This is a genomic window from Sphingomonas bacterium, from assembly GCF_903644135.1.
Taxonomy (GTDB): Bacteria; Pseudomonadota; Alphaproteobacteria; order Sphingomonadales; family Sphingomonadaceae; genus Sphingomonas.
On the sequence record NZ_CAHJXA010000183.1, the window covers coordinates 1 to 5,645 of the forward strand.

Consider the following 5,645-nt stretch of genomic DNA (forward strand, 5'->3'; position numbering starts at 1 on the left):
GCCGGCGAAGAACCTGGCGAGCGCCGCCTCGAACGGAGCCGGATCGTCGGCGACGCTGGCGAACAGCGTCATCGACGATCGCAATTTGACGGCATCGATCCCGCCCATGATCGCCTCCGCGCTGGTGCCAGGCACGTCGGTTACCGCCTGCGTCGCCTCGATCAGGCGGCCATCGAGCAACGGATGGGCAAGATAGGCCCGCGCTTCGGCAGCGTCGGCGATCGCATAGAGCCGTGCCATCGCGCTGAGACCCAGCCCGGCGATCTGGGGGAAGATGAACCACATCCAATGACCGGTCTTGCGACCACGCCGCAACTCGGCGAGCGCCTGGGCATATGTGCCATGCTGGGCGCGAACGAAACGGTCGAGGTCGTGCGGGTCGGGCATCTGATCGGCCTGTGAGACGGCAGGCGACCGTACCGGATCACCTACTCGGCGACCACCTGGTTTCGGCCCTTCGCCTTGGCTGCATAGAGCAGCCGGTCCGCCCGGGCGAGCGCGTCGTCGGCGGTCTCGCCAGCCGCGATCGCGACCAGTCCGGCGGAGAAGGTGACGGTGCCGATCGGCGCGTCGCTGTCGCGGTCGCGCAGCCGCCGCCCCGCCGTCACCGCGCGCGCGCCGTCGAGGATATGCGCCGCCTCGTCCAGGTCGACGCCGCTGAGCAGCACCGCGAACTCCTCGCCGCCCTGGCGGGTGACGAGCTGTCCGGCGCAATGATCGGTCAGCAACCGGGCGAACGCGCTCAGCACGCGATCGCCGACGGCATGGCCGAACTCGTCGTTGATCCGCTTGAAGCGATCGATGTCGCACAGCGCCAGACAGTGGCTGCCGCCGTTGTCGAGCGCGGCAAAGGCCTCCTCGAACGCGCGGCGGTTGGGCAGTCCGGTCAAGGGATCGCAGCGCGCGCTCGCCTGCGCCTCGACCAGCTCGGCCCGCAGCGTCTCCGCCTCGCGCGTGGCGCTGGCCAGCCGCTCCTCGGCGTCGGTGACGCGGCCGATCATCGTCGTGGTCAGCCGGACGATCTCGCCGGAGTCGGCCGGCACGCCTTTAACGCCGAACGCGGCGGCGCTCTGGGCGAGGTCGCGGCCGAAGCCGCGGGTCTCGTCGTGCATCGCCCGCACCATCGTCGCCACCGCGTCGACCTGCCGCCGGGTCTGAACGACCAGCCGCTCCGCCTCGCCGCCATCCGCCTCGACGTCGTCGCAGGCGCGGTGGGCGGGATGTGGCGCGATCGGCACGCCCTTCGTCACCCGGCCGCCAAGCCGTTCGATCTCGCCGCCGGTCAGCCGGGTGCCGTCCTCGCAGATGCGCGCGACGATCGCCGCCGCCGCCGGATCGTCGCGGGTCAGCAGATGATGGGCGAAGACATAGTTGGCGGGATCGGCAGACAGCCCCTGCGCGCGCAGGAACGCGCCGATCCGCGTGAACAGATCGTCCGGCTGTTGCCGCAGCTTGCGTGTCGCGCTCGCGCCGAACATCCCGCCTCCACCCCGTGGCGCAGGCTATAGCCGCAAAGCGTTAGCGGATGGTTGTCGTCCGCCCGCCAGACGCTGCGTCGCTGATCAGTGCAGCTGCTGCACCGCCGCCAGCGTGGTCGCGACGTGCTGCGACGCGTCCATATTGTCGTGGACGAACGCGATCTTGCCGTCGCGCGCGATGACGTAGCTGGTGCGGGTGGTCAGGTTGCGGCCTGCCATCTGGTGATGCAGATCGACGTCGTAGGCGGCGACCACCGCCGGGCCGGCGCTGGCGACGGTGAACGCGCCCGCGCACTTCTCGCTGGAGAAGCGCTGCAGCGTCGGCACGTCGTCGGCCGACATGCCGATCACGGTCGCGCCCGCCTTGGTGAAGGCGGGGATCGCTTCGGCAAAGGCGTGCGCCTCGGCATTGCAGCCGCCGGTGAACGCGGCCGGGAAGAAGTACAGCACCACCGGGCCCTTCTTGAGCAGCGCCGCCAGATGCACGTCGACGACCTTGCCCGCCATCGCGCCGCGGGTGGTGAAGTCGGCGGCCTTGGCACCGGCAGCGAGGGTGGCATCGGCGCTGGCGGCGGCACCGAACGCGAGCGAGGCGGCGGCGAGCAGGGGGAGGAGGCGCATGGCTGAGTCCTTTGAAGATTTGCGTCAGCCTAGCGCATCGCGCGCGTGCGCGATAGGAGCGGCGTCATGCCAGTGTCCGCCGCAGACATCGCGCTTGCGACCCGCCTGGCCGAGGTCGCGGGTGCGGCCATCCGCCCCTTTTTCCGCGCAGAGCACGGCGTCGAGCTGAAGGCGGACCGCTCGCCCGTCACCCTCGCCGACCGCGAGGCGGAGGCGGCGATGCGCCGGCTGATCGAGGCGGAGCGCTCGGGCGACGGCATCGTCGGCGAGGAATATGGCGTCAAGGACGGCGTCAGCGGCCGCCAATGGGTGCTCGATCCGATTGACGGCACGCGCAGCTTCGTCGCCGGCCGCGCGATCTTCGGCACGTTGGTGGCGCTGGTCGAGGATGGCTGGCCGGTGCTGGGGATCATCGACCAGCCGATCCAGCGCGAGCGCTGGCTGGGGGTAGCGGGGCGACCGACCTTGTTCAACGGCGCGCCGGCGCATACCCGGCTGTGCAGCGAACTGGCGGGCGCAGCGGTCGCCACCACCAGCCCGCATCTGTTCGCCGCCGGCGACGTGCCGCACTTCATGGCCCTGGTCGCCGCGGTGTCGGGCGGCGCGCCGCGGCAGGGGCCGGTCTATGGCGGCGACTGCTATAATTACGGGCTGCTGGCGAGCGGCCATCTCGACCTGGTGTGCGAGAGCGGGCTGCAGCTCTACGACTATGCCGCGCTGGTGCCGATCGTCGAGGGCGCGGGCGGGCGGATGTGCGACTGGGACGGCGACCCGCTCACCGCCGCCAGCGCCGGGCATGTGCTGGCGATCGGCGACCCGGCGCGGACGGATGATGTGCTGGAGGCGTTGCGGGCAGTGCCGGTTAATTGAGGAGGATGGTTCGATGAGAAGTGATTGGCTCTTTATTGCTGCCGCTATTTCGTCGGCTTTCCCACTTGCACCGCAGACAGTGCTTGCGGAAGACCAGCAGCGCCTCCCCGCCCATGACATCCTCGTCCCGGCTGCGGATTATCCAGCATTAGCGATGAGGATGCGTCACGAGGGGAGGGTTCGCTATCGCGGCGAATATGGTCAGGACGGCTTGTTGGCGAGCTGTACCATTAACGAATCGAGCGGTTATCCCGAACTCGACACGCAGGCGTGTAAGCTTCTAAAGCGCCGCTCACATGCGCAGCCGCAATCGCCTGGCTTTCAGGACGGGTCGACCTTGTTTCGGCTTTCGAATTAATTCGTTGTTTTAGAACACCCCTAGAAACTTCTTCTTCTGGTCCTTCTTCTCACCGCCCGACGCGTTGCCGCTGCCTTCCTTGGCGGTGGTGCCATGCCCCACATCGGTGCGCGGCTTGCCCTTGGTGGTCAGCTGCTGGCTGGCGGTCGCGCCGGCCAGCACCGGGCCGCACGCCGCCGCCTTGGCGTCGCCGACATCGACGAACGCCAGCACCGCGGCGAGCGGCGTTGCCACCAGCCCCAGCCCGACCGCCGCGCCGGCGCGGGTCAGGAGCTGCTTGCTGACCACCTGGATGCCGGGGCTGGCGAAATGGCCGTTGAGGCCGACCGGCGACTGGCCGGAGAACAGGCTGAACTTCTTGGCGTCGGCGCGGAAGGCGAGGTCGAGCGCCTCGGTCTTGAAGCTGAAGCCGCCGCGGCCAAGGATGACGTTCTGCGACGTGTCGATCAGGATCGGGTCGGCCGCCGCGACGCCGTCGCGCACGGTGAAGCCGATCAGCCCGCAATTGAGCGTCACCGGCTGTTTCAAGCGATGCTCGAACATCTTCTCCGCAAAGGTGCCGAGGTCGAGCTCCGACAGCTGGACGTTGCGGGTCCAGAACGTGCCCTTGGGGATAATGAGCGCGATGCGGCCGTGCGAGTCCGCCAGTGACTTGTGCACGCTGTCGCCGTCGCCGGTCAGCGTGATCCGCCCCTTGATCGTGCCGCTGGTGCCCGAATCGGCGACGCCGAAACCGCCGAGCAGCTTGCCCATCGGCGTCGAGGCGAGGCGGATGTCGTAGCTGGCGTGGACCGGATGGCGGCGCGCGTCGAGCAGGATGTCGGCGCTGAGCGAGCCTTGCGACACGGTGAAGTCGAGCGGCGAGAGCTTCAGCAGCCGGTCGTGCAGCGACAGGGTGAGTGCGATGTTGGACACCGGCACATGCTTCGACTTGACCGTGGTGACCGCATATTTCACGTCGGCGTCGAACTGGCTCAGCCCCTCCACGTCGAGCGGCGTGTCGGGCAGGATGCGGTCGGGGCCGGCATGGGCCGCCGCCTTGACGTCGCCCGCCGCGACCAAGTCGGGGTTGTAGCCGATGAACGGCGCGACATCGACGATGTCGAGGCTGCGGGTCTGAAGGTCCGCCCAGACATAGGTGCGCGGCTCCTTGGCGGAGATGGTGAAGCGCCCCGACAGGTCGCTGTCGCCGAAGCTGCCGACCAGATGCGTGAAGCGATAATCGATGCCGCTCTGCACCAGCGTCGCCGCGATCGCGTAATGACGGGTGTTGGGCAGGGAGATGCCGATGATGCCGAGCAGCTCGTTGAGGTTGCGCCCGCTCGCCTTGACGGCCAGCGGCACGTTCTCGATCTCGGTCAGCCCCGGCAAGGTGCCGGCGATGTCGATGGCGTTGTGCGCGGCGTCGAGGTGCAGCTGCAGCTTGTTCTCGCCGCCGCCGACCGTCGCGTCGGGCGACAGCAACGCGCCGCGCGTGGTGAACGGGGTGCCGCGCACCTCGCCATCGCCAGCGAAGCCCAGCCGCGCACCGATCTTGGCGTCGGCCGAGCGGATCGTGTCGAGCCGGATGTCGGCGAGCAGCTTCAGGCTGTCGTCGAGGTAGCGCACCTGCGTCCCCGCCAGCGTCGCTCGGTCGATGCGCGGCATCTCGAACGGCTTGCCCTTCACATTGGGGTCGCCGAACGTCCAGCTGTTGCGCTGGTGCGCATTGTCCCATTCAAGGTCGATCGCGGCGTTGGTCAGGGTCAGGTCGCGGATATGACGCCGCCCGAAGATCAGCGACAGCGGCGCGATGCGCGAATCGATCCGGTCGGCGTGGAACAGCAGCGGCCGGGTCGCCCAGGCCGGGTTGGCGACGCTCAGCCCCTCGGCGACGAACTTGATCTCAAACGGGTCAAAATACAGCTGGAAGTCGCCCGCGACCTGCACCGGCCGCTGCACCGCGCCGCTGGCCAGATGCTCGAACGTATGCTTCAGGAAGCGCCCCTTGGTGATGAACAGCACCAGCCAGATCGCGAAGACGAAGGCGAGGACGCCCAACAGGATATTGCGCGTGATCCGCCACCAGCGCCGGCGATAGAAGGGGAGGTGGGCCGACGACGGCGGCTGGGCGACTACGCTGTCCATCGCGGCAAAGCGCACCGCGCCTCGTTGCGGTTCCGGATCGGTTGCAATTCGCCGCCGCCGCCGCTAGGGGGCTGCGCTTAACCGAGCGATGCGCGTGAATCCGGCCCGGCCACCAGGGCTGCCGCGGCAGGCTGATGCATCGCCATTTGAAAGGACCAAAATGCCCAAGCTCAAGACCAAGAGCGGCGTCA

6 protein-coding genes are annotated in these 5,645 nt (G+C 68.7%); 2 read left to right on the forward strand and 4 right to left on the reverse strand.

Annotated elements, in window-relative coordinates; translation table 11 throughout:
* The 3 genes from HUU96_RS10270 to HUU96_RS10280 all read right to left on the reverse strand — a co-directional run.
* The coding region (locus tag HUU96_RS10270) for a DUF1810 domain-containing protein (protein WP_174292713.1) at positions 1-387 on the reverse strand (387 nt) is incomplete at its 3' end.
* 41 nt (positions 388-428) lie between these two features.
* Positions 429-1,478, reverse strand: a complete 1,050-nt coding sequence (locus tag HUU96_RS10275; RefSeq protein WP_174292714.1) for a GGDEF domain-containing protein — start codon at positions 1,476-1,478, stop codon at positions 429-431.
* Between the two features lie 84 nt (positions 1,479-1,562).
* Complete coding sequence (locus tag HUU96_RS10280; RefSeq protein ID WP_174292715.1) at positions 1,563-2,099, reverse strand: peroxiredoxin; 537 nt, start codon at positions 2,097-2,099, stop codon at positions 1,563-1,565.
* A 66-nt stretch (positions 2,100-2,165) separates the two neighbouring features.
* Between HUU96_RS10280 and HUU96_RS10285 the strand changes: the two genes are divergently transcribed.
* Together HUU96_RS10285 and HUU96_RS10290 are read left to right on the forward strand one after the other, a co-directional pair.
* Positions 2,166-2,969, forward strand: a complete 804-nt coding sequence (locus HUU96_RS10285) for an inositol monophosphatase family protein (protein ID WP_174292716.1) — start codon at positions 2,166-2,168, stop codon at positions 2,967-2,969.
* A gap of 13 nt (positions 2,970-2,982) precedes the next feature.
* Positions 2,983-3,327: a TonB family protein gene (locus tag HUU96_RS10290; protein WP_174292717.1), complete on the forward strand. Its 345-nt coding sequence runs from the start codon at positions 2,983-2,985 to the stop codon at positions 3,325-3,327.
* Between the two features lie 9 nt (positions 3,328-3,336).
* Here HUU96_RS10290 and HUU96_RS10295 read toward each other — a convergent pair whose 3' ends face one another.
* Positions 3,337-5,454: an AsmA family protein gene (locus HUU96_RS10295; protein ID WP_174292718.1), complete on the reverse strand. Its 2,118-nt coding sequence runs from the start codon at positions 5,452-5,454 to the stop codon at positions 3,337-3,339.
* Positions 5,455-5,645 lie beyond the last annotated feature (191 nt).

Coding starts and splice junctions, on each gene's coding strand:
- HUU96_RS10280 (WP_174292715.1), bottom strand. CDS start 2,099: ATGCGCCTCCTCCCCCTGCTCGCCGCCGCCTCGCTCGCGTTCGGTGCC.
- HUU96_RS10290 (WP_174292717.1), top strand. CDS start 2,983: ATGAGAAGTGATTGGCTCTTTATTGCTGCCGCTATTTCGTCGGCTTTC.
- HUU96_RS10285 (WP_174292716.1), top strand. CDS start 2,166: ATGCCAGTGTCCGCCGCAGACATCGCGCTTGCGACCCGCCTGGCCGAG.
- HUU96_RS10295 (WP_174292718.1), bottom strand. CDS start 5,454: ATGGACAGCGTAGTCGCCCAGCCGCCGTCGTCGGCCCACCTCCCCTTC.
- HUU96_RS10275 (WP_174292714.1), bottom strand. CDS start 1,478: ATGTTCGGCGCGAGCGCGACACGCAAGCTGCGGCAACAGCCGGACGAT.